This window comes from Yoonia sp. R2331 (genome assembly GCF_041103235.1).
Lineage (GTDB): Bacteria > Pseudomonadota > Alphaproteobacteria > Rhodobacterales > Rhodobacteraceae > CANMYO01.
This window is the reverse complement of record NZ_JBGCUN010000001.1, coordinates 1,681,416-1,703,189: the sequence shown is the minus strand read 5'-3', so window position 1 is coordinate 1,703,189 and position 21,774 is coordinate 1,681,416. Positions and strand designations below refer to the sequence as shown.

Genomic DNA, 21,774 nt, shown 5'->3' with positions numbered 1-21,774 from the left:
TTTTTGTGTGCTGACCTCTTCAAAGTTAAAGGTCGTAACATTACGTCTTCTGCATTGGAGTGGAGGACAGTATGACTATGAAGATGATCGCATTAAGTGGCTTGATTGTGATGGGCGGCGCACTGAAGGCCTATGCCGACGACCGCACATATGACGTGGATGGGTTCGACAAGATCGAGGTCAGCAGCGGTGTGACGCTGGACGTCGACGTCGGTTCGGCCTTTGAGGTGACGGCGGACGCACGGCGCGGTGATATTGATCGGCTGGTGGTCGAGGTTAAAGGCGACACATTGCATATTTCGCGCGAGGTTGGCTGGGGCTTTCTGGGCAGTGGCAAGCGGGACCACTTTGTCGTGACCGTGGCCATGCCAGCACTGTCAGAAGTGCACAGCAGTTCTGGCGCGACGGCGACCATTGAAGGGGCCACCGCAGTATTCGAAAAGGGCGAGGCGACGTCGGGGTCATCCATGCGGGTCAGTGGTGATCTGGGCAATCTGGCGCTTGCAGCGACGAGCGGGTCAACATTGCGCGCCGAAGGTCGATGTGAAGCCTTGGAAGCCGAAGCCAGTTCCGGTGCGTCGTTGGTCGCCGATGGGCTAAGCTGCGTGACAGCGGATTTGCAAAGTACCAGTGGGTCTTCGATCCGGGCTTTTGCGACTGACAGCGCAGAGCTGGCGGCCAGTTCCGGCGCGTCACTGCGGCTGAACGGCGGGGCGGATGTCACCAGCCGCGACGTTTCAAGCGGCGGCTCGGTTCGGGTGAACTAACCACGGCTCCGGGCGGCAAAGCGCGGCAACATCGCTGAGAAGTCTTTGTCGCCCTGACCTTCCGCCTCTACAAAGGTCGCATAAAGATCGCGGGCGTGCTGTCCCATCGGCGTGTCCGCATCGGCCATCTCTGCCGCCATCTGCGACAGGTTCAAATCCTTGAGCATCAGGGACGCGGCAAAGCCGGGTTGATAGTCGTTGTCCGCAGGGGATTGTGGGCCAATGCCGGGGGCTGGACAATAAGCATTCATCGTCCAGCTGTAGCCTGACGAGGTGCTGACGACATCGAACATCGCTTGCCGGTCCAAACCCAGTTTGTCGGCCAGCACAAAAGCCTCGCAGGTGGCGATCATGGTGACGCCCAAGATCATGTTGTTGCAGATTTTGGCGGCTTGGCCGTTGCCTGCATTGCCGCAATGCACAGCCTTTTGCCCCATGACGTCAAAAAGCGGTTTGACGGTCTCAAAGGCAGACGGAGGTCCACCGGCCATAAAGGTCAGCGTGCCAGCGGTGGCCCCGCCAATCCCACCGGACACAGGCGCATCAACGGCGGAAAGGCCAGCGGTTTCAGCGGCTTGTGCTACAGCGCGGGCGCTGTCGACATCGACGGTGGAACAATCAAGATGAACGGCACCCGCCATCATGGCCGGGTGCAGGTCAGCGGCAACAGTGCGCAGAATATCACCGTTGGGCAGCATGGTGATCACCACGTTGGCCGCGTTCGCCGCCGCCACGGCAGAGGCCGCCATTGGAATGCCATCGGGGGCGGCCGCGGTGTCAAACCCCAAGACGTCGTGCCCCGCGGCGATCAGATTTCGCGCCATTGGTGCGCCCATATTGCCCAGGCCGATAAAACCGATCTTCATGGCGTTTCCTCCAGTTTCAAGGCGTCCTTGCCCAAGGGCAGCGTCATTTTCAGGACATCACCGCCACTGACCTCTGTCCAGTCCTTGTGCGCCCAGGATGGGCTGCGGTCCTTGTCGATAATCGCGGCGCGGATGCCTTCAATAAAATCGCCCTGTGCCACGGCGCGATAGGTATAGCGGTATTCACGGTCGAGCGCGTTGGCGATGGTTGGATGCGCGCGGACGGAGTGGATCAATTGCGTGGCTACCGCCATGGCCAACGGCGCGTTGCGGTTCATCAGTTTGGCGGCATGCGCGATGACCTCTGGTAGCTCAGCGGGCAGGCCGCGCATGATGTCGCCAAGGGTTTCACCGGCAAAGCTGGCGTCGATGTCGGCCTGTGCGTCGGCCAGACGGCTGGCGGGGGCAGGGGATGCCGCCTGATCGACAATGCTGTGGTCGCCGGTACGGATCAACTGTTCCTTTAGCTCATCCCAACCTTCGGGGATAAAATAGTCGGCAAAGCCGCAGTGGATCGCGTCGCCGGCATCCATGCGGTCACCGGTCAGGCCCAGAAATTCGCCCAGCCGCCCCGGCGCCTGCGCCAACAGCAGCGAGCCACCGACATCTGGCACCAGACCGATCGTGCATTCGGGCATGGCGATCCGGCTGGAGGCATCAACGATCCGGTGAGAGCCGTGACAACCCACGCCGACCCCGCCACCCATCGTGAAGCCTTGCAGAAAGGTGACAACCGGCTTGGGAAACCGGAATATCTTGGCATTCATGCGGTATTCATCCGACCAAAACCGCCGCCCGTAGCTTAGATCATAGTTCTGGCCGGATGCATACATATCGGCAATATCGCCGCCAGCGCAGAACGCCTTTTCTCCAATTGCATCAATGATTAAGAGGGCGACCTTTGTGTCATTTTCCCAAGCGTTTAGCGCCTGTTCGATGGCCAGACACATCTCCCAAGTCAATGCGTTCAGCGCGCCGGGCCGGTTGAGCGTGATCCGCCCTGCGCAACCTTCGGTGCGGATGTGGATGTCATCGCTCATCGGTCATTGCGCCGCATCAGCGGCTCCCGATCAGGTGTCGCGCGGTAATCAGGCGCATGACTTCGTTGGTGCCTTCCAAAATCTGGTGCACGCGCAGATCACGGAGGATCTTCTCGATCCCATAATCGGCCAGATAGCCGTAGCCACCATGAAGTTGCAGGCAGTGGTCCGCTACCTGACTTGCGGTTTCGGTGCATAGCTTCTTGGCCATCGCGCAAAAGGCCGAGGCATCAGGCGCGCCAGTATCAAGTTTCCAAGCGGCCTGTCGCAAGAAGGTGCGCGCCGATTGCATGTCGATTTCCATGTCCGCAAGGCGAAATTGCAGGCCCTGAAATTGGTCAATGCTTTGCCCAAAGGCCTTGCGTTCGGCCATATAAGCCAGCGTCTGGTCAAACGCCGATTGCGCCGCCCCAAGCGAGCATGCGGCGATGTTCAACCGCCCGCCATCAAGGCTCTGCATGGCATAGGCGAACCCGCGACCTTCTTCGCCCAAAAGATTGTCGGCAGGGACAGCACAGCCATCCATCTGGACCTGTCGGGTGGGCTGGCTGCGCCAGCCCATCTTGTCCTCGAGACCGCCAAAGGACAGCCCATCTGTGCCGTCCTCGACCACCAAAGCGGAGATGCCGCGCGGGCCGTCGCCCCCTGTCCGGGCCATGACGATGTAAGCGTCCGAATAACCTCCACCTGAAATAAACGCTTTTGTTCCAGTCAGTTCGTAGCCTTCGTTCGTGCGATCTGCTCGGGATTTCAGCGCCGCTGCATCTGAACCAGAGCCGGGTTCAGTCAGGCAATAGCTCAGCACGGTTTCCATCGAAAGCGCCTGCGGCAGCATCCGGTCTTTCAGCGCGTCAGAGCCGTAGCTGTCAATCATCTTGGCGCACATATTGTGGATCGACAGGAAGGCCGCGACAGAGGCGCAGGAATGGCTAAGCGCTTCGAATACCAGTGTGGCATCAAGCCGGGTCAGGCCAGACCCGCCGCTGTCCTCGGACACATAAAGCCCACCGAAACCCAGTTCGGCCAGTTGCGGCCAAAGGGTGCGGGGGATCGTGCCCTCAGCCTCCCAGATGCGGGCATGGGGGGCGATGTTTTCGGCACCAAATGCCCGCGCCATGTCAAAGATGGCGGTTTGTTCGTCGGAGAGGGCGAAATCCATGAAAGCTCCACGGAATTGAACGGTTGTTTAGTTTTGGCGCGTCTCAGGGGATGGAGCAAGACAATTCTGGCACATTGGCGTGCCGTTGGCTGAGGTTGCTACGCGTACTTTTGATCAATTTCAGTGACAACCATCGACAAGTGACCGGATTGTCGCCAAATGCGGCCAAAATATAGCCAAAATACGAACTTGGAGTGGTTTAGCTGCCATCTTTATGTTACTAATTGAATGAACCGTAAGTTATTTTCGTTGTTTCTGGTGTTATCATGTTGAAATCTATATTTTTTTCCGCCGTGGCGATTTTTCCGTTTGTGGCGACTCAATCCAATGCAGCTTCGTTGACTTATGGCGCGTTTGTGTCGTCGAACGGCCCGGACATGCTTTCGCCGGCCGTGACAGTCAACGATAACACGGCAGGTTTCTTTGAAATTACCGTGTCGCACAACGGCTCGTCCGATGGTCATCTGAATCTGATTGCTTTCGATCTTGGCTCAGCAGTGGTCGGCGCATCGGACATCTCAGGTGTCAATAACGATGGCACCGCGATCAGTTACAATTCGAGCTGTAACAACACCAACAATCAGGTCAGCACCGGAGAGTATTGCTTTGGAACAACTGTTCCGGTCGGTGGTAACAGCAATGGACTGAATCCGTTCCCGACAGTTGATTTCGATTTCGCCCTCGCCTTTTTCAACAACGATGCGATTGCAGACAATGGATCGACATTAACCTTTCTGGTCTCGGATCAGGGCGGAACGATCGCGCTGACGGATTTTGCAAAGGTCGGTCTGCGTTATCAGTCGGCGAACAATAACGCCGGGAGTGATAAACTTATAGGTCTCCCGTTCCCTGACGGCACCATCGTTGGCGAAGTCCCACTGCCTGCGGCTGGCTGGATGTTGATCGCTGCCTTGGGCGGGATCGGTGCCATGAAGCGGCGCAAGTCGGCCTAAGCCAAACGGTCAGAACAATAAGAAAAGGGCGGTGCACTGCACCGCCCTTTGTCGTTCTTGCGTGTCGGATTAGCTGATCGTGATCGACCCGCGCATGTTGCCATGCGGGGTGCAGCGGTAGTTGAAGCTGCCAGCGGCGTTGAAGGTGATCGTGGCGGATTGACCATTGGCCAGCAGGCCGGTGTCCCAGGCCTTGTTCAGGTCAGTGGCGGAATGGCGCATGTTATCCATGTTGACGAAGGTCACACTGTCACCCGCTTTGATCGACAGATTGGCAGGCGTGAAGGCCATGTTCTGGATCGTCACGGTGTGGGTTTCATGGGCGGCATGGCTGGCCGCGTTTGCCGCTGTTGCCAGAACGGGCAGGGCGGCGGCAGAGGCAGCAAGGCGCAAGGCTGCGCGGCGTGTGATCATAGTCATGAAATTCTTCCTTTGTTGAACAACGATGGCGTAGTCACGACTGCGGGGCGCAAAGAGTTTCAGACAAAGTTCAACTTTCTTGTGCAAGCAGGCGCATCAGATCATCGGTCGTGGTTTCGGGCTGACCCAAAAGCGCCAGCGCTTGCGCCTCTGTTTCGGCGACACGCGGCACAACGGTGGTCACACCTTCCCATGACTTGCGTACCAGGTGCGCCATTTCCAGCGCCGGGCCGGACTGTGCCAGCATTACCAGCAGGATTTCATAGCCGTCCTGAACCAGCGCGGCGGCGACCTCTGCCTGCAGGGCGAAGACCTTGACGTAGTCGTGTTCGAACCCGGTGATCCTTGAGAAGTCCGCTAAATGCTTGTGGCCGGGGTGAAACTGAGGGTGGGCCTTGTATTCCTCGAGCGCGTCCATTGCCTCTGCCACAGTGACAAAGCCATCGTAGCGCAGGTAGACCAACCCACGCGAGGCCAGCAAATTGAAGTCAACCGGCATACGCGTCCCTCGTGTGCCGGGGCGGGCTTGAACGCCCGCCCCTGTTTTTTTATTCCATCACAGGAATGGAGAATTCGCCACCCTCTTTGATGCCGGACGGCCAGCGGGATGTGACCGTCTTGGTGCGGGTGTAGAATTTGAACGCATCCGGACCATGCTGGTTCAGGTCACCGAAGGCGGACTTCTTCCAGCCGCCAAAGGTGTGATAGGCCAGCGGGACCGGAATTGGCACGTTGATCCCGACCATGCCGATGTTGATCCGGTTGGCAAAGTCGCGGGCGGTGTCCCCGTCACGGGTAAAGATTGCGGTGCCGTTTCCATATTCGTGGTCCATCGCAAGGCCAATCGCCTCTTCATAGCTTTGGGCGCGCACAGTGGTCAGGACGGGGCCGAAGATTTCGGTCTTGTAGATGTCCATGTCCTTGGTCGCGTGGTCAAACAGATGCGCGCCGACAAAGAACCCGTCTTCATAGCCCTGAAGTTTGAAGTCGCGGCCATCAACGACCAGTTTGGCGCCTTGGTCGATGCCGGATTGCACCAGCCGTTCGATGTTGGCCTTTGCCGCAGCAGTGACCACGGGACCGTAATCGACGTCCTTGCCAGAGGTATATGGGCCAACCTTCAACGCCTCGACCCGTGGGACCAGTTTTTCGATCAGGCGGTCGGCGGTATCATCGCCCACCGGTACCGCGACGGAAATCGCCATGCAACGTTCGCCCGCCGCACCATAGCCCGCACCGACAAGGGCGTCTGCGGCCTGATCCATGTCGGCGTCGGGCATGATGATCATGTGGTTCTTGGCACCGCCAAAGCACTGCACGCGTTTGCCGTTGGAACACCCACGGCCATAGATATATTCCGCAATCGGGGTAGAGCCGACAAAGCCCACCGATTGGATTACATCGTGATCTAGGATCGCATCCACCGCTTCCTTGTCGCCATTGACGACCTGCAGGATGCCCTTGGGCAGGCCCGCCTCTTCCATCAGTTCGGCCAGCATCAGCGGCACCGAAGGGTCGCGTTCGGAGGGTTTGAGAATGAAGGCATTGCCACAGGCAATGGCGGGCGCAAACATCCACATCGGGATCATGGCGGGAAAGTTGAAAGGCGTGATGCCAGCGGTCACACCCAGCGGTTGTTTCATCGAATACATGTCGATGCCGGGGCCTGCGCTGTCGGTGTATTCGCCTTTCAGCATCTGCGGTGCGGCGATGCAGTATTCAACCACTTCCAGTCCACGCTGCACATCGCCTGCGGCATCAGGCAGGGTCTTGCCGTGCTCGCGGCTGAGCGCCTCGGCCAGTTTATCCATGTCACGGTTCAGAAGGTCCACGAATTTCATCATCACCCGCGCGCGGCGTTGCGGGTTGACGGCGGCCCACGCAGGCTGAGCTGCGGCCGCGACCTGCACAGCTTGATCCATTTCAGCGGCCGAGGCGAGCGGCACCTTGGCCTGCACCTCGCCCGTGGCGGGGTTGTAGACATCGGCAAAGCGGCCAGAGGTACCGGTTTGATGGGTACCGTTGATGTAATGGGTCAGCTCTTGCATGGAATCCTCCTGAGGTTTGTTGGCAGGATAGTCTTGCGGTTTTGCTTGCAAAAGGGGCAAGATGGCAAAGGCATTTTGCATTAATGCAAGGGTAGAGGGGGCGCTGCCTCCGCCAGCAAGCTGGCCCCCCGGGATATTTCTGGCCAGAAGAAGGATGGACAGATGCGCAATTGGGATGACGTGCGGGTGTTTCTGGCCGTAGCGCGGGCCAAGGGGCTATCGGGTGCAGCACCTGTCTTGCGGATGGATCCGGCCACCGTCAGCCGCCGCGTGGCCCGGTTGGAGGCGGCTTTGGGTGCGGCCCTTTTTGTGAAGTCACCGCAGGGCTATGCCTTGACCGATACCGGCCAGCGCGTCCGGGCCGAGGCTGAGGCGGCAGAGGGGCCGCTGGCGCGCGCGTTAGAGCAGGGGGCAGCCGATGGGCCCGGACTGTCGGGGCAAGTGCGGATCGGTGCGCCGGACGGCTGCGCCAACTTTCTGCTACCCCAGGTCTGCGCAGCCTTGCAGCGCGATCATCCCGATCTGGAGCTGCAGGTGTTGGCGCTGCCGCGTGTTGTGAACCTGTCCCAGCGCGAGGCGGATATGGCGATCACCGTCAGCCCGCCTGCTGCGGGGCGGTTGATGGTGCAGAAAATCACTGACTACCATTTGCATCTGGCGATGCACCGCGATGCGCCGCCGCCGCGCGCGCTGTCTGATCTCAAAGACCATGCGATTGTGGGCTATATCCCCGATATGATTTTTGACCGCGAGTTGGATTATCTGGGGGCGATGGCCGCCGACGGGGTGCAACTGGCCAGCAATTCGGTGGCGGTGCAATTGCAGATGCTACGGGCAGGCACCGGCATCGGTATTGTGCACGATTTTGCATTGCCATTTGCCCCTGAATTGCGCCGCGTCCTGACCGATGCGGTCAGCTTGCAACGGTCGTTCTATCTGGTGCGCCACGCGGTCGATCGCCCGTCAGAGCGGCTCATGCGCGTTGCGGAGGCCCTGCTGGCGGGCCTCCGGGCCGAAGTTTTCCGGTTGGAACAAGCCGTTGGCTTGACAGATGAGGTGGCGTGAGGGACGCTTGAAGTGACCAGCAGAAGGAGAGCGCCATGCTTGTGCAACAGATTTTGACATCCAAGGGTGGCGAAGGTGGTGTGATATCGGTCAAACCAGATGCAAAGGTGGCCGATGCAGCGCAGCTTTTGTCGTCCAAGCGGATCGGCACCGTTGTTGTCTCGGCGGATGGCAACAGCCTTGATGGGATCCTGTCCGAACGTGACATCGTGCGCGAATTGGGCAAACGCGGGGCGGGCTGTTTGAATGAGACCGTGGCAGGCATGATGACATCGACGCTGATTACCTGCACACCGCAGGATTCGGCGGATGCGGTGCTGAAAAAGATGACCGATGGCCGGTTCCGGCACATGCCGGTGGTCGACGACGGCAAGATGATCGGGCTGATCTCGATCGGGGATGTAGTCAAGGCGCGTTTGGCCGAACTGGCGATGGAAAAGGATGCCTTGCAAGGCATGATCATGGGCCACTAAGGGCAATCGGGGCTTGCCCCGGGCCGTGCAATATTGTTGCGTGCCACTCAGACAGAAGACAAGAGGTGGCCGATGCGCACTGGATTGTATCCCGGCACGTTTGACCCGCTGACCAACGGACACAGCGACATTATCCGGCGGGCCTGTTCGCTGGTCGACCGGCTTGTGATTGGCGTAGCGATCAATCGCGACAAGGGGCCGATGTTCTCGCTTGAAGAACGGGTCGAGATGGTGCGCGCAGAAGCCGTGCCCTTGGGCCAGAACGCGGGCTGCGAGATTGTCGTGCATCCATTTGAAAACCTGCTGATTGATTGCGCCCGCGACGTGGGGGCATCGGTCATTGTGCGCGGGCTGCGGGCGGTGGCGGATTTTGAATATGAATACCAGATGGTGGGCATGAACCGGGCGCTGGATGACAGCATTGAAACCGTGTTCCTGATGGCCGAAGCCCAGCATCAGGCAATTGCCAGTAAATTGGTCAAGGAAATCGCCCGTCTGGGCGGCGATGTCGGCAAGTTCGTCAGTCCAGCTGTGCAAGACGCGCTGATGGCGCGCCTGCGCTGACGTGAAGCGGGGTCTTGGGGTTTTGCTGGGACTCTACGCAATTTACGCAGCCGTCGCGGTTTGGATACATCCGGGTTTCATCTATCCTTTCACACAAGAAACATTTCAGATCGAAGGCTACGTTCAGCAGCAGTTTGTAACCGATCTGGGCCAGATTGATGTTGTTGAAACGCCAGGGCGCGAAGGTGCCCCGGCTGTCTTGTTCTTCATGGGAAATACCGGTGCGCTTGCACGCTTTCCCTCTGGGTTAAGCCTGCATCGTGACGCTGGGCGTCATACTGTTGCGCTGGCCTATCCGGGTGGCGGTGGTCTGCCGGGGCGTCCGGCAGAGCATGACCTGAAGGCGCGTGCGCTGGCGGCATATGACTGGTTTGATGCCCGCACCGATCAGCCGATTGCAGTACACGGGTTTTCGATGGGCACGGGGTTAGCACTGCATGTCGCGGCGCATCGCGACGTCAAGACGGTCATACTTGATGCGCCCTTTTTCCGGATGTGCGAGCAAATGAGCCGGATGGCAATCCTGCCTGCGTGTTTGCTGCCCGCAGTGCAGAAGTGGGACAATGCGGGATATGTTGGGGCGCTGATGGCGGATGTGATGATCCAGCAGGGGATTGAGGATCAGCTTGTCTTGCCAGACGACTCGCGACGGCTCGCCCGGCTGATGACTGACGCAGGGCTTGATGTCACCTATCACCTTGTGCCCGGTGCGACCCACAATAATCTTTTCAGACGCCCCGGCTATGGCCAAAGGGTTGCCGATTTTCTGAACCGCTAAAGCACGAAAGCCGCCCCGAAGGGCGGCCTGTGGCTTTGGTCTGGAGGCGGCTCTAACCGTAAACTGCGCGCGACGCGATCAGATGCGCGTCTTCGCGGTGGATGTCGAGGTCAAGGGCCACATCCAGCGGCATCATTTGCAATTCGCGCTTTGTGCGCAGGTAGAGCGCACGCTTGTGCACGGCATTCCGGACGGAGTTCAGGACGTTCATGGTGTGCTCCTTTCAAGGTTCACGTTGTTTTTCTGCTCCTCTTGAGATCACATTTAGGGATGCTGCATTGCAGCGCAAGTCACCAAATCGAAAAGCACCGTTGCAAGAAATGCATGGCGCGGTTCAAATTTTGTTCAAATTTTCAGCGTGTTACGCGGGGTCAAAGAAAAGGCCGCACCAAATGGCGCGGCCTTAAGCATGTCAGCGTTTGGGCTGGATCAGATCAGTTTGCCCATCGCAACGGCCGTGTCCGACATCCGGTTGGAGAAACCCCACTCGTTGTCATACCACGACAGGATCCGGACCATGTTGCCGTCCAGCACCTTGGTCTGGTCCAGATGGAAGATCGAGGAATGCGGGTCGTGGTTAAAGTCACAGCTGACCATCGGCAGGTCAGTATAGCCAAGAACGCCTTTCAGCGGGCCATCGGCGGCGGCGATAATGGCGTTGTTGACCTCTTCCACCGTGGTGGCCTTGGTGGCCTCAAACGTTAGGTCAACGACCGAGACATTGGGTGTGGGCACGCGGATCGCGACGCCGTCCAGCTTGCCATTGAGTTCCGGCAGCACCAGACCCACGGCCTTGGCCGCACCGGTAGAGGTAGGGATCATCGACAAGGCCGCCGCACGGGCGCGGTACAAATCCTTGTGCATTGTATCCAACGTGGGCTGGTCGCCGGTATAGCTGTGGATCGTGGTCATAAAGCCTTTGGTGATGCCCACAGTGTCGTTCAACACTTTGGCCACCGGCGACAAGCAGTTCGTGGTGCAGGATGCGTTCGACACAACAATGTCGTCCTTGGTCAGCATGTCGTCATTCACGCCGTAAACGATAGTCTTGTCCGCGTCTTTACCGGGGGCAGAGATCAGTACGCGCGAAGAGCCATTATCAAGGTGCGCCTGACAAGCCTCCTTACTGGTGAAAATGCCGGTGCATTCCAGCACAACATCCACGTCCGACCATGGCAGGTCAGCAGGGTTGCGGATAGCGGTCACCTTCATCGGGCCACGGCCCACGTCGATGCTGTCTTCGGTTGTCGTCACGGTGGCGGGAAACCGGCCATGCACGCTGTCAAAGCGCAACAGATGCGCGTTGGTTTCAACCGGGCCAAGGTCGTTGATCGCGACAACGTCGATATCGGTACGACCGGATTCAATGATGGCGCGCAGGACATTACGCCCGATACGGCCAAACCCGTTAATTGCTACTTTGACGGCCATGGAAGGTCTCCTTTGGGAGTTGAGGCTGGTGTTGGCGCTAACATTGCGATTTACGCCAAAAGGTCAAGCGCTGGCGGGCGCTTTAGCGCCAAAAGGCCAACCAGCCAATCAGGTCGGCCAAGGTCTTCATCAGGACGATATGCGCGTCCAGATGCAGCAGATAGGCATCAGCCACAAAGAAGGCCAGGATCAGGGCGGCAAGCCAGATGGCGATGGTGTTGGTCATAGGGCCGGTCTAGCGCGTGTGGCGCATAAACGCGAGGGTCAGCGGATCATTCACCGCCAGTCTGAGCATTGCGGCGGACGGTATTGCGTCGGGTTTCGTGTTCTTCATAGTCCACGAGCTGATCTGGTCAAAGGTGCGTTGGGCGCGCGTGCGACCTTAGTTCAGACGCCCCATTGCACCAGCGACATCTGCCATACGCGCCGAAAAGCCCCATTCGTTGTCATACCACGCCAGCACGCGCACGGTTTTGCCGCCCACCACCTTGGTCTGATCGGGGGCGAAGATGGACGACTGCGTGGTGTGGTTGAAATCAATGCTGACTTTGGCCTCGGCATCATAGGCCATGACCATGCCCATATAGCCCTGCGCCGCTTCAGCTACGACCGCGTTGACGTCCGCGACGCTGACCGATTTCGTGGCTTCAAATGTCAGGTCCACGGCCGAAACGTTGGGGGTGGGCACACGCATCGCAGTGCCGTCAAGTCGCCCTGCAAGTTCAGGCAGCACCTCGCCCAGTGCTTTAGCGGCCCCGGTCGAGGTAGGGATCATCGCCATGGCAGCGGCGCGGGCGCGGTAAAGATCAGCGTGCCGCCGGTCCAGTGTCGGCTGATCACCGGTATAGCTGTGAATGGTGGTCATGATGCCGCGCTCAATGCCAATCGCATCGTTCAGCACCTTCGCCAACGGGGCCAGACAATTGGTCGTGCAGGACCCATTGGAAACCATTTGCTCGGTCGCCAAAAGATCCCGGTGATTGACACCATAGACCACGGTGCGGTCGACGTTCTTGGCGGGTGCGGAAATCAGCACCTTTTTGGCACCTCGATCCAGATGCACGGCAGAGGTGTGGCCGTCGTTGAATTTGCCGGTGCATTCCAGCACCACGTCGCAGCCTGTCCAGTCCAGCTCTGTCGGGTCATAGGTGGATTGTACGGTGATCGGACCATTCCCAAGATCGAGCGTGTTGTCTGTGACCTTGATGTCGCGACCGAACCGTCCGTGCACGCTGTCGTATTTCAGCAGGTGCGCGTTGGTTTCAATTGGGCCGGTTGCGTTGATCTTGACGACTTGCACATCGTTGCGCGCGGCTTCTGCAATATGCGCCAAGGTGCAGCGCCCGATACGGCCAAAGCCATTGATGCCCAAAGTGACTGTCATGCTCTTCCCCAAGTCCTTGCCGCTGGTGCCACTTGTAGGTTCCGAAACCGCACGTGGAAAGAAAAAAGTCCAACAGGATCAGCATGTTAACGATAACATGCGGGGCAGACAGCGCGTTACCGCTAACCGTTTGCGATAGCAGTCGCGCGTGGCAAATCCGGTGGCGTGGACTAGGCTGATCCTCGAATCGATGAGGGCGAGAATGCAAAACAAGGGGATCAATGACGTGGCGCTTTTGCTGGCGCGGGTGCTGATTGGTGCGCTTTTCATCGGTGGAACTGTGCAAAAGGCTGTCTCGCCCGAAGACGCCGCAGGTCTACTGCGCGACTGGGGGCTGCCCGGTGGGCTGGTTTGGGTGGCACTGGTGTTCAACGCGGGTGCCGGGGTGGCCCTTTGGATTGGCCTGCAAGTCCGCGTCACGGCGGTTCTGCTGGCCGGTTACTGCGTTGTCACCAGCATCTTTCACCTGATCCCGGATGACCCCTGGCAGATGAGCATTTTTGTGAAGAATTTTGCGATTGCAGGCGGCTGTCTGGCGCTGTCTGTCGCCGGGTCAGGCCGCGTGGCGATACGACCCGATTCCAGATGAAAAAGGCCGGGCACGATGGCTCGGCCTCTTGTCTGAATTATGGCTTTGCGCTTACGCCAGCAGGTCACGGACCTTTTGCGCTGTCGCCTCTGCGGTGATGCCGAACTTTTCAAAGAGCGTGCCTGCAGGGGCGGAGGCACCAAAGCCCTCCATCCCGACAAAAGCAGCCTTCTTGGCGTTGCCACGTTCGCCCAGCAGGTAGCGGTCCCAACCTTGCTGCACGCCCGCTTCGATGGCGACGCGAACAGGTCCGGCGGGCAGAACGCGCTTGCGGATCTTTTCCTCTTGTTGGTCAAACAGCTCCCAGCAGGGCATGGACACGACGCGGGTCCCGATGCCTTCGGCCTCAAGGATGTCGCGGGCAGCCAGGGCAACCGAAACCTCAGACCCGGTGGCCATCAGGATCGCCTGCCGCTTGCCGGTTGCGTCGGCCAGCACATAGGCACCCTGTGCTGAGAGGTTCTTGGTCTTGTGCTCTGTCCGTACAGTCGGCAGGCCCTGGCGGGACAGGCACAACACATGCGGTGTCTTTTCAGAGGTCAACGCCATTTCCCATGCCTCTGCCACCTCGACCGCGTCAGCGGGGCGGAACACGTGGGTGTTGGGCGTGGCGCGCAGCAAGGCCAGATGTTCAACCGGCTGGTGGGTCGGCCCGTCTTCGCCAAGGCCGATGCTGTCGTGGGTCATCACATAGGTCACGGGCACACCCATCAGCGCGGACAGGCGCATCGCCCCGCGTGCATAGTCGGTAAAGCACATGAACGTGCCGCCATAAGGCCGCGCACCGCCGTGCAGCGCCATGCCGTTCATCGCCGCCGCCATGCCATGTTCGCGCACACCGTAGTGAATATAGCGGCCTTTGCGGTTGTCTGGGTTGAAGACACCCATGTCGGCAGTCTTGGTGTTGTTCGACCCGGTCAGGTCAGCCGAACCACCAATGGTTTCCTGCATGATCGGGTTGATCACTTCGAGCGTCTTCTCAGAAGATGCCCGCGTCGCCAGCTTGGGCGCGCTTTCGGTCATTTGCTTTTTGAAGGCGCGGATCGTGGCGGACAAACGCTTGGGCGCTTCACCGGCATAGGCGCGGTTGAATTCGGCCTGTTTGCCGGCCGACAGCTTGGCAAACCGGTCTTCCCACGCAGCACGGGCGGCCTTGCCGCGTGCAGCGGTGGCTTCCCACTGTGACTTGATCTCTGCCGGGATTTCGAAGGGGCCATAAACCCAGCCATAGGCCTTTTTCGCCTCAAGCAATTGTTCGGCATTGGTCAGCGCGCCGTGACCCTTAGAGGTGTCCTGTGCTGCGTGGCCCAGTGCGATATGGGTCTTGCAGGCAATCATCGAGGGGCGGGGATCAGCCTTGGCGGCCGTGATGGCCGCGTCAATCGCAACAGGGTCATGGCCGTCGATGTGCTGTACGTGCCAGCCAGAGGCGGCAAAGCGCGCGGATTGGTCGGTGACGTCGGCCAGATCGACGGTGCCGTCGATAGTGATGTTGTTGTCGTCAAAGAAAACGACCAGATGGCTCAGCTTTTGCATCCCAGCCAGGCCTATCGCCTCTTGGCTAACGCCTTCCATCAGGCAGCCGTCTCCGGCGATTACATAGGTGTGGTGGTTGACGATGTTCTTGCCGTAACGCGCACGCTGCACTTCTTCGGCTATGGCGAACCCGACTGCATTGGCGATGCCTTGACCCAAGGGTCCGGTGGTCGTCTCAATCCCGGTTGCATGGCCGTATTCAGGGTGGCCTGCCGTCTTGGCACCCCATTGGCGGAAATCTTTGAGCTGTTGCAGCGTCATATCTGCGTAGCCGGTCAGATGCAGCAATGAATACAGCAGCATCGACCCGTGGCCCGCCGAAAGGATAAACCGGTCGCGGTCGGGCCAGTTCGGGGCAGCAGGGTCAAAGTTGAGGTGCTTTTCATAAAGGACGGTGGCGACGTCAGCCATGCCCATCGGCATGCCAGAGTGGCCGGAGTTTGCGGCAGCAACCGCATCCAGCGTCAGCGTGCGGATCGCTGCAGCTTTCATCCAATGATCGGGGTGCTGGTCGCGGAGGGTCGCAATATCCAAGGGTCAGGTCCTGTTTTTGAAAGCTTTCAGTCCGGCACGTCATATCAGGGCGGGACCATAGTTCAAGCATTCCGGGCAGCCGCATGAAGCGTGACCGGTAAGCGCCTCAGAACAAAGCGCTTCATCTGGTTTGCGACCGAATGGTTGATCGCTTAGGCTTTCACCATCGAGGCGCGATTCGGCTGTGAACAGGGCGCGGGACAAACCACTGGCCAGCCGCAGGGACGATGCACCAGACAGGGCGGCCTGAAAGGTGCAAGCGGGTGCGTAAGAGGCGCGCAGGAAAGGACAGGCAAATGAGTGATATCAATGCATTAGAAGGTCGCATTACCGCGGCGCTGGAACGGATCAGTGCTGGGATGGCTGGTGTCAGTGGCACTGCTGTTGCGACTGATGATGGCGCGCTTCAGCAGCAGCTGGACGAAGAACGCACCGCCAATGCGCAGCTGGTCGAACGGGTGAAGGCGCTCAAAGACCGGCAAGACACCAAGATCGCCGAGCTTGAGGCGCGGGTTTCCGCCCAGGCAGAGCAGATGGCGCGGTTAGATGGCGAATTGCAGCGGATGCGCGCATCACACGCCGATTTGCGCGATCTGAACGCGCAACTGCGCAGCGTGGCCGCCGACGGTGCGGCTGATCCAGAGCTGATCAACCGCGCGCTGATTGCCGAAATTGACGCGCTGCACGCGCAACGGGGTGCCGACGCCGCCGAGGTCGACGCGATCCTGAATGAATTGAAACCCTTGATCGAGGAGGCGTCCTGATGCCGCAGGTCGAAGTTGCCATTGGTGGCCGCACATTCGAAGTCGCCTGTCAGGAAGGCGAAGAACATTTCCTTTATTCCGCAGCGCAGATGCTGGACAGCGAAGCAACCCATCTGTCCAGCCAAATCGGCCGGATGCCAGAGGCGCGGATGCTGTTGATGTCGGGCCTGATGCTGGCCGACAAGACCGCCGGGCTCGAAGAAAAGCTGAAAGAGGCTGAAACCCGCATGGCGGGGCTGCAGGCGCAGATTGATCAATTGCAGTCGCGCCAGCCCGAAAAGGTCGAAGTGCCGGTGGTCCCCGCAGAGATCACCGATACGCTGGCAGAAATTGCCGCCCGGGCCGAGGCGTTGGCCGATCAGGTGGAACAAAAGGCGGGTTAAGCCCCTGTACAGACAGCAAAAAGGGGACGGCGCATGTGCACCGTCCCCTTTTTCGTGTCTTGCCCCGTGATCAGGCGTTGGCTTCGCGGATCTTGTCGGCGGCGTCCTTGTCAAAGGCAACACCCTTGTCTGCAAACAATGTGTCCAACTCACCCGACAGGGTCATCTCGGTCACGATATCGCAGCCGCCAATGAATTCGCCTTTGACGTAAAGCTGCGGGATGGTGGGCCAGTCAGAGTATTCCTTGATCCCCTGGCGGATGTCGTCATCGGCCAGCACGTTCACATCGTCATAATCGACGCCCATGAAGTTCAGGACACCGGCCACGCGGGACGAAAACCCGCACTGCGGCATGGATTTGGTGCCTTTCATGAAAAGCACGACGTCGTTGGCGGCAACTTTGTCTTTGATTTGCGTCTCAGCGGTCATTTCTGCGTTCCTTGTTCTTAAGAAATTGCGCAAAGAAGGTCTGCGCATAACCCTTGTCATCATATTGTGTCGGTGTGGCGCGATCGGCGGCATTGAGGAAACTGGATCGCCCGCGCCGGTGTCGCGCGATATGCCCGTCATTTGTGGCTTCAAGCGCGTGATTGCGGCGTTGTGTCTGACGGATCAGCCCCATATCAAGCGCCTCCATCCCCAGTTCCGGCGTATCGTCGTCGGGAATATCAGCGCGCGCATCTTGACGGATATGCGACAGCGGCTTGTGCTGTGGGGTAATCAACCAATTCAGCCAGCGCAGAACCATTCAGTCCGGTGCCCGTGTGGTCAGCGCCAGCGCATGCAATTCGCCATTGGACCCGTCCATTTTGCCTTTGAGTGCTGCATAAACGGCGCGTTGCTGCTGCACACGGTTCTGGCCTGCAAAGCTGGCATCGACCACCTCTGCCGCGAAATGCGCGCCGTCATCACCTTGCACGGTGATCTGGGCCTCGGGAAAGCTTTCGCGCAGCAGTGTTTCGATGTCATGGGCTGTAATAGGCATGGGGCTCTCTTCAGTGACGTGCGCTTAACTTATGAACCGAAGGCGATTGCGGCAAGTGCAGGCGCCTCCGGCGAGGATACTAATAGCCAGAAAAAGACCCCGGTTTAGGCGACTGCGGCAGCGAATGCGCTGCGGTAGAGCGCCGCAAGCTCGGCCAGAGGGGCCGAGGCTGCGCCAAAACTGACAGCGTCGCTGCCTGCCTTGCCCACCGTGGTCAATGGTACGCTGGCCTGACCTGCAGCGATCATCAGCGCCTCTGCCTGATCGAAATTGCAGGCGATCAGATAGCGGCCCTGATCTTCGCCAAAGAGGGTCGGGGTGTCAGATGCATCTAGCGTGATCCCGACGCCAGCGGCCTCTGCCATCTCAAACGCGGCAAGCGCCAGCCCGCCGTCCGAGAGGTCCGTGCAGGCGCGGATCAGCATGTGGTTGGCGCGGATAAAGTCACCATTGCGCTTCTCGGCGGCCAGATCGACCGGGGGCGCTTCCCCTTCGGCGCGGTCGTAGACTTCTGCCAAGAGGGCGGATTGCCCAAGATGGCCCTTGGTGTCACCCACCAGCAGCAGGACATGCCCGTCGCGCAACTGACCTGCGATCATCTGATCGGGTTGGGCGATCAGGCCCACCGCGCCGATGGTCGGTGTCGGCAAAATGCCTTTGCCATCGGTTTCATTGTAAAGTGAAACGTTGCCCGACACGATGGGCATATCAAGTGCGCTGACGGCCTCTCCAATCCCTTGGATCGCCCCGACAAACTGGCCCATGATTGCAGGCTTTTCGGGGTTGCCGAAGTTCATGTTGTCGGTTGTCGCAAGCGGCGTGGCACCAACGGCGGTCAAGTTTCGGTAAGCCTCTGCCACAGCTTGTTTGCCGCCTTCGACGGGGTTGGCCGCGACATAGCGTGGGGTCACGTCAGAGGTGAAGGCGAGCGATTTGGGTGTGCCATGCACACGCACAATGCCCGCGCCAAGGCCTGGAATGCGCGCGGTGTCGCCCATGACTTGACTGTCGTATTGTTCATAGACCCAATGTTTGGCGGCATAATTTGGGCAGCCAATCAGGGCTTTCAGACCGTCGATGGGGTCCACACCCACCACATCGCCCAAAGGTGCGGCGGCCGGTGTTGGCTGCCAGGGGCGATCGTATTCCGGTGCGGTGGATGACAGTTTCGACAGCGGCAGATCGGCTTTCACTTCGCCGTTGTGCATGATGAGGAACCGGTCCTCGGGCAGAGTTTCGCCAACGATGGCAAAATCGAGGTCCCATTTTTCGAACACCGCGCGGGCCTCTGCTTCAAGCGCGGGCTTGAGAACCATCAGCATCCGTTCCTGGGATTCAGACAGCATCATCTCATAGGCGGTCATGTTCTCTTCACGCTGCGGCACCTTTTCAAGGTCAAGCCGGACGCCAAGACCGCCCTTATCGCCCATTTCCACCGCCGAACAGGTCAGGCCAGCAGCCCCCATGTCCTGAATAGAGATCACAGCGCCGGTGGCCATCAGTTCCAGCGTGGCCTCCATCAGGCGCTTTTCGGTAAACGGGTCACCGACTTGCACGGTAGGGCGCTTTTCCTCGATGGTGTCGTCAAACTCGGCAGAGGCCATCGTGGCCCCGCCCACGCCATCCCGACCTGTCTTGGCGCCCAGATAGACAACTGGCATGCCCACGCCCGAAGCGGCGGAGTAAAAGATCTTGTCGGTATCGGCGAGGCCGGCAGCAAAGGCGTTCACAAGGCAATTGCCATTGTAAGCCGGGTCAAAGCGGACTTCACCGCCAACCGTCGGGACACCAAAACAATTGCCGTAGCCGCCAACCCCCGCCACAACACCGTTGACCAACTGGCGAGTTTTAGGGTGGTCAGGTGCGCCGAACGACAAGGAGTTCATTGCGGCAATCGGGCGTGCGCCCATTGTAAAAACATCGCGTAGGATGCCACCAACACCAGTGGCCGCACCTTGATAGGGCTCGATGTAGCTGGGGTGGTTGTGGCTTTCCATCTTGAAGATAACGGCCTGCCCATCGCCGATGTCCACAACGCCTGCGTTCTCGCCCGGGCCGCAGATGACCTGCGGGCCCGTCGTCGGCAGAGTGCGCAGCCATTTCTTAGAGGATTTGTAAGAACAATGTTCATTCCACATTGCCGAAAAGATGCCCATTTCAGTGAAATTCGGATCGCGATTCAGGATCCGTTTGACTTCGGCATATTCTTCGACCGTAAAGCCATGTGCGGCGATGACATCTTCGGTGATTTCTGGATCGGACATGGCTTTCCCCTCGACTCGGCATGCTTTTAGGGCAGGGTGACACGAAGTGAAAGGCGGGTTTGATGATCGAATATGTGCTGATGTTGGATGTGGACGGCGTGTTGGTCACGGCCGGGCCAAATGGTGGCAGCTGGTCGGACCAGCTTGAGGCTGATTTGGGCATTCCGAAACGCGACTTGCTGGATGCGTTTTTCCACAAATATTGGGCTGAGATTATCATCGGCAAGGCGGAGATGATGCCGATGCTTGAAGCTGCTTTGGATGAGATCGGAACGGAGGTCAGCGCGACCGCGCTACGGGACTATTGGTTTGCGCAGGACGCAACGCTCAACACAGACATGTTGCGCGAGGTTGCCGAGATCAGGGCAGCGGGCGTGCCGGTCTGGCTTGCCACCAATCAGGAACATCTGCGTGCGGCCTATCTGCTGGACGATCTTGGCCTTGGTGACATGGTCGATGGTGCAATCTGGTCGGCGGCAGTTGGCGCGAAAAAGCCGGACCCGGCGTTCTTTGCGGCGGTAGAAGCACGTGTTGGAAAACCCCAGGCGACGTTCGTTTTTGTCGATGACAGATTGCCAAATGTTGAGGCGGCAAGGGCTTGCGGCTGGGTGGCCCATCATTGGACAGGTGACCAATCATTGCGCGCGGTCTTTGACGCGGTATAAGCCGATTGCGGCCAAAAAAAAATGCCGGGCACAAGGCCCGGCAAAGTCCAACAGGGAGGTTGAGGAGGAGAGCGCAAAAGCATCATCCGCCTCACGACTGCACATAGGGCTGGTTTTTTGACCATTCAAGAAAAACAGCGCATCTAAAGATGCAAACCCGCTATGCGGCAGGTGCATGGCTTGGCTAACCCGCTGCGGTCTCACGGATTTTGCGGCGATGCGCGATGATCTCGTCCTGAACGAAGTCCCGGAAGGCGCTGATCCGTTTGGATTGGCGCAATTCCTCGGGGTAGGCGAGGAAGACGGGCACTTCACCGGATTCCACATCAGGCAGGATGCGCACCAGTTCGGGGAAGTCTTCGGTCACGTAATCCGGCAGCACACCAATGCCCAGTTTGTTCAGCACACCTTGCAGCACGCCAAAGTAGTTGTTGACCGTAAAAAGCGATTGCACGTCATAGGTCAGCAGGTGCTGGACCATTGCGGCACCCGCCGCCACCTGCGTGGACGCGGGGCTTTGGCAAATCAGACGGTGATCGGCGACATCTTCGATGCTTTCGATTTCCCCCACTTCTTCAAGATAATTGCGTGATGCGTAAAGCCGCATCCGCACCGACATCAACCGCTTGCGGATCAGATCGGCCTGACTTGGCTCTTTCATGCGAATGGCCACGTCTGCCTCGCGCATGGGCAGGTCCAGCACCCGTTCCTCGAGCATCAGATCAATCTTGAGGTCAGGGTAGAGTTCATAAAGCTTGGGCAGCCGCGGGGCCAGCCAGAGCGTGCCAAAGCCGGTTGTCGTCGTGACCCGCAGATCGCCAAACACCTCTTCCTCGCTGTCGCGAATGCGGGCGCTGGCGGCCTCGAGCCGCTTGTTCATAGATTTGGTGGCGTCGAACAGCAATTCTCCCTGTTCGGTCAGAATCAGCCCCCGCGCGTGACGGTGAAACAGGGTGGTATTGAGTGATTCTTCGAGCGCGCGGATTTGCCGACTGACCGCCGATTGGGACAAATGCAGCGTGTCACCGGCATGCGTCAGCGATCCGGCATCCGCGACGGCGTGAAATATTCTTAGCTTGTCCCAGTCCATCACGTGTCCGTTGCA

The 21,774-nt window shown here is 59.1% G+C and carries 26 protein-coding genes; 10 read left to right on the top strand and 16 right to left on the bottom strand.

The features are described 5' to 3' along the window. Positions 1–71: 71 nt before the first annotated feature. Complete coding sequence (locus tag AB3Y40_RS08800) at positions 72–767, top strand: GIN domain-containing protein (RefSeq protein WP_369438417.1); 696 nt, start codon at positions 72–74, stop codon at positions 765–767. On the opposite strand, the gene mmsB is transcribed toward AB3Y40_RS08800, so the two are convergent. From mmsB to AB3Y40_RS08785, 3 genes are read right to left on the bottom strand one after another with little or no spacing between them, the layout of a single operon-like run. After that, the gene (gene mmsB, locus AB3Y40_RS08795; protein ID WP_369438416.1) at positions 764–1,633 is read right to left on the bottom strand and encodes a 3-hydroxyisobutyrate dehydrogenase; all 870 of its coding nucleotides are present in this window, start codon (positions 1,631–1,633) and stop codon (positions 764–766) included. The two genes, AB3Y40_RS08800 and mmsB, sit on opposite strands and share 4 nt — an antisense overlap. After that, on the bottom strand, positions 1,630–2,673 hold the full coding sequence (locus tag AB3Y40_RS08790) for an enoyl-CoA hydratase/isomerase family protein (RefSeq protein WP_369438415.1): 1,044 nt from the start codon (positions 2,671–2,673) through the stop codon (positions 1,630–1,632). The genes mmsB and AB3Y40_RS08790 overlap by 4 nt, the downstream gene beginning before the upstream one ends. A gap of 16 nt (positions 2,674–2,689) precedes the next feature. Next, entirely contained in the window at positions 2,690–3,832 is a 1,143-nt protein-coding gene (locus AB3Y40_RS08785; protein ID WP_369438414.1) for an acyl-CoA dehydrogenase family protein, read from the bottom strand. Positions 3,833–4,098: 266 nt separating this feature from the next. Between AB3Y40_RS08785 and AB3Y40_RS08780 the strand changes: the two genes are divergently transcribed. Beyond that, positions 4,099–4,785 (top strand): VPLPA-CTERM sorting domain-containing protein, encoded by a 687-nt coding sequence (locus AB3Y40_RS08780; RefSeq protein ID WP_369438413.1) that lies wholly within the window; start codon positions 4,099–4,101, stop codon positions 4,783–4,785. Between the two features lie 69 nt (positions 4,786–4,854). On the opposite strand, the gene AB3Y40_RS08775 is transcribed toward AB3Y40_RS08780, so the two are convergent. The 3 genes from AB3Y40_RS08775 to AB3Y40_RS08765 all read right to left on the bottom strand — a co-directional run bounded on the left by AB3Y40_RS08775 (position 4,855) and on the right by AB3Y40_RS08765 (position 7,253). Then, positions 4,855–5,205 (bottom strand): cupredoxin domain-containing protein, encoded by a 351-nt coding sequence (locus AB3Y40_RS08775; protein ID WP_369438412.1) that lies wholly within the window; start codon positions 5,203–5,205, stop codon positions 4,855–4,857. Positions 5,206–5,275: 70 nt separating this feature from the next. After that, the gene (locus AB3Y40_RS08770; RefSeq protein WP_369438411.1) at positions 5,276–5,704 is read right to left on the bottom strand and encodes a hypothetical protein; all 429 of its coding nucleotides are present in this window, start codon (positions 5,702–5,704) and stop codon (positions 5,276–5,278) included. A gap of 49 nt (positions 5,705–5,753) precedes the next feature. Then, positions 5,754–7,253, bottom strand: a complete 1,500-nt coding sequence (locus tag AB3Y40_RS08765) for a CoA-acylating methylmalonate-semialdehyde dehydrogenase (RefSeq protein ID WP_369438410.1) — start codon at positions 7,251–7,253, stop codon at positions 5,754–5,756. A 162-nt stretch (positions 7,254–7,415) separates the two neighbouring features. Between AB3Y40_RS08765 and AB3Y40_RS08760 the strand changes: the two genes are divergently transcribed. The 4 genes from AB3Y40_RS08760 (at position 7,416) to AB3Y40_RS08745 (ending at position 10,133) form a co-directional block, all read left to right on the top strand. Next, positions 7,416–8,318, top strand: a complete 903-nt coding sequence (locus AB3Y40_RS08760; protein WP_369438409.1) for a LysR family transcriptional regulator — start codon at positions 7,416–7,418, stop codon at positions 8,316–8,318. Between the two features lie 35 nt (positions 8,319–8,353). Continuing rightward, the gene (locus tag AB3Y40_RS08755; protein WP_369438408.1) at positions 8,354–8,791 is read left to right on the top strand and encodes a CBS domain-containing protein; all 438 of its coding nucleotides are present in this window, start codon (positions 8,354–8,356) and stop codon (positions 8,789–8,791) included. 72 nt (positions 8,792–8,863) lie between these two features. Then, positions 8,864–9,355: a pantetheine-phosphate adenylyltransferase gene (coaD, locus tag AB3Y40_RS08750; RefSeq protein WP_369438407.1), complete on the top strand. Its 492-nt coding sequence runs from the start codon at positions 8,864–8,866 to the stop codon at positions 9,353–9,355. Position 9,356: 1 nt separating this feature from the next. After that, a complete protein-coding gene (locus AB3Y40_RS08745; protein ID WP_369438406.1) occupies positions 9,357–10,133 on the top strand; it encodes an alpha/beta hydrolase in 777 nt (258 codons plus the stop codon). Between the two features lie 52 nt (positions 10,134–10,185). Here AB3Y40_RS08745 and AB3Y40_RS08740 read toward each other — a convergent pair whose 3' ends face one another. The 4 genes from AB3Y40_RS08740 to gap (AB3Y40_RS08725) form a co-directional block, all read right to left on the bottom strand. Further along, on the bottom strand, positions 10,186–10,344 hold the full coding sequence (locus AB3Y40_RS08740; RefSeq protein ID WP_369438405.1) for a hypothetical protein: 159 nt from the start codon (positions 10,342–10,344) through the stop codon (positions 10,186–10,188). A gap of 218 nt (positions 10,345–10,562) precedes the next feature. Beyond that, a complete protein-coding gene (gap, locus tag AB3Y40_RS08735; RefSeq protein WP_369438404.1) occupies positions 10,563–11,564 on the bottom strand; it encodes a type I glyceraldehyde-3-phosphate dehydrogenase in 1,002 nt (333 codons plus the stop codon). A gap of 82 nt (positions 11,565–11,646) precedes the next feature. Further along, complete coding sequence (locus AB3Y40_RS08730; protein ID WP_369438403.1) at positions 11,647–11,790, bottom strand: hypothetical protein; 144 nt, start codon at positions 11,788–11,790, stop codon at positions 11,647–11,649. Between the two features lie 156 nt (positions 11,791–11,946). Continuing rightward, positions 11,947–12,948 (bottom strand): type I glyceraldehyde-3-phosphate dehydrogenase, encoded by a 1,002-nt coding sequence (gap, locus tag AB3Y40_RS08725; protein ID WP_369438402.1) that lies wholly within the window; start codon positions 12,946–12,948, stop codon positions 11,947–11,949. Positions 12,949–13,150: 202 nt separating this feature from the next. Here gap (AB3Y40_RS08725) and AB3Y40_RS08720 point away from each other — a divergent pair, with 202 nt between their 5' ends. Next, positions 13,151–13,537: a DoxX family protein gene (locus AB3Y40_RS08720; protein ID WP_369438401.1), complete on the top strand. Its 387-nt coding sequence runs from the start codon at positions 13,151–13,153 to the stop codon at positions 13,535–13,537. A gap of 51 nt (positions 13,538–13,588) precedes the next feature. On the opposite strand, the gene tkt is transcribed toward AB3Y40_RS08720, so the two are convergent. After that, positions 13,589–15,565 carry a transketolase gene (gene tkt, locus AB3Y40_RS08715; RefSeq protein ID WP_459553974.1) on the bottom strand — a complete coding sequence of 659 codons (1,977 nt, stop codon included), beginning with the start codon at positions 15,563–15,565 and terminating at the stop codon, positions 13,589–13,591. 338 nt (positions 15,566–15,903) lie between these two features. Here tkt and AB3Y40_RS08710 point away from each other — a divergent pair, with 338 nt between their 5' ends. Both AB3Y40_RS08710 and AB3Y40_RS08705 read left to right on the top strand, forming a co-directional pair. Next, positions 15,904–16,371 carry a hypothetical protein gene (locus AB3Y40_RS08710; RefSeq protein WP_369438399.1) on the top strand — a complete coding sequence of 156 codons (468 nt, stop codon included), beginning with the start codon at positions 15,904–15,906 and terminating at the stop codon, positions 16,369–16,371. Continuing rightward, positions 16,371–16,754, top strand: coding sequence for a cell division protein ZapA (locus AB3Y40_RS08705; protein ID WP_369438398.1), 384 nt, complete (start codon positions 16,371–16,373; stop codon positions 16,752–16,754). The genes AB3Y40_RS08710 and AB3Y40_RS08705 overlap by 1 nt, the downstream gene beginning before the upstream one ends. Before the next feature lie 70 nt (positions 16,755–16,824). Here AB3Y40_RS08705 and grxD read toward each other — a convergent pair whose 3' ends face one another. The 4 genes from grxD to purL form a co-directional block, all read right to left on the bottom strand. Then, entirely contained in the window at positions 16,825–17,184 is a 360-nt protein-coding gene (gene grxD / locus AB3Y40_RS08700; RefSeq protein ID WP_369438397.1) for a Grx4 family monothiol glutaredoxin, read from the bottom strand. After that, on the bottom strand, positions 17,174–17,503 hold the full coding sequence (locus AB3Y40_RS08695) for a hypothetical protein (protein WP_369438396.1): 330 nt from the start codon (positions 17,501–17,503) through the stop codon (positions 17,174–17,176). Before AB3Y40_RS08695 ends, grxD begins: the two co-directional genes overlap by 11 nt. After that, complete coding sequence (locus tag AB3Y40_RS08690) at positions 17,504–17,740, bottom strand: BolA/IbaG family iron-sulfur metabolism protein (protein WP_369438395.1); 237 nt, start codon at positions 17,738–17,740, stop codon at positions 17,504–17,506. It abuts the gene before it with no gap. Between the two features lie 104 nt (positions 17,741–17,844). After that, positions 17,845–20,004, bottom strand: coding sequence for a phosphoribosylformylglycinamidine synthase subunit PurL (gene purL / locus AB3Y40_RS08685; protein WP_369438394.1), 2,160 nt, complete (start codon positions 20,002–20,004; stop codon positions 17,845–17,847). Between the two features lie 62 nt (positions 20,005–20,066). Here purL and AB3Y40_RS08680 point away from each other — a divergent pair, with 62 nt between their 5' ends. Continuing rightward, complete coding sequence (locus AB3Y40_RS08680; protein WP_369438393.1) at positions 20,067–20,669, top strand: HAD family hydrolase; 603 nt, start codon at positions 20,067–20,069, stop codon at positions 20,667–20,669. Between the two features lie 184 nt (positions 20,670–20,853). Here the strand turns inward: AB3Y40_RS08680 and AB3Y40_RS08675 are convergent, their stop codons facing one another. Next, positions 20,854–21,759: a LysR family transcriptional regulator gene (locus AB3Y40_RS08675; RefSeq protein WP_369438392.1), complete on the bottom strand. Its 906-nt coding sequence runs from the start codon at positions 21,757–21,759 to the stop codon at positions 20,854–20,856. Positions 21,760–21,774 lie beyond the last annotated feature (15 nt).